Here is a 632-nt window from a genome sequence, read left to right as displayed (position 1 = left end):
CCGCAGCAGTAGCCGCCGGCGTTCTCCGGGATCAGTACGGTCCCGCGAGTGTCCCCGGGTGCGATGACGATCGCGTCGGGCACCGCGTCGGACAGGGCGTGGACCGGCGCGTAGATCCCGCGGGCCGCCGCCTCCTCCGGATCGGTCTCCTCCCACCTCCGCCACGGCGGCCCCCAGGGCTCCGGGTCCACGGCGAACGTGCCGGACTCCATGAGCACCGGGAGCTGAATGCCGTTCCCGTACTTCTGGCGGGCGTGGATCGGCAGGGTGACCTGGGACAGCGGCGAGGTCAGCCCGGCGCCGCACCCCGCACACACGAAAACGAACAAATGTCCTCCGTTGTGGGAAACAGGGGAATCGTCGCAGGTCGGCGGCGAGCGGCCAACGCGTTTTCCGTCCGACGGACCGGGCCCATGTACGCGAAGTGGGCCGCACATCGCCGCACTCACGTCAACTGGCCGCGGCTGCCCGCGGTGGAGATCTCCGCCCAGATCGTCTTGCCCAGGGGGTGGCGTGGGGTGGTGCCCCAGCGTTCGGACAGGACGTCCACCAGGAGGAGGCCGCGGCCCGATTCACCTTCGGGAGGTGAGGTGGGTGGGGTCATGGGCGGGCGGCGCGTGGTTGCCGCGTCC

Annotated in this window: 2 pseudogenes; both read right to left on the bottom strand. The window is 71.2% G+C overall.

What is annotated here, in order from left to right:
• A pseudogene (locus BZL64_RS38205) lies at positions 1 to 329 on the bottom strand (hypothetical protein); the annotation flags it as partial.
• A gap of 116 nt (positions 330 to 445) precedes the next feature.
• Positions 446 to 632: pseudogene (locus BZL64_RS38200) on the bottom strand (ATP-binding protein); the annotation flags it as partial.

This window comes from Streptomyces bobili (genome assembly GCF_002154575.1).
GTDB classification, from domain to species: Bacteria; Actinomycetota; Actinomycetes; order Streptomycetales; family Streptomycetaceae; genus Streptomyces; species Streptomyces bobili.
Note: the sequence above shows the minus strand (reverse complement) of the source record. Positions and strands in the feature narration are given on the sequence as shown.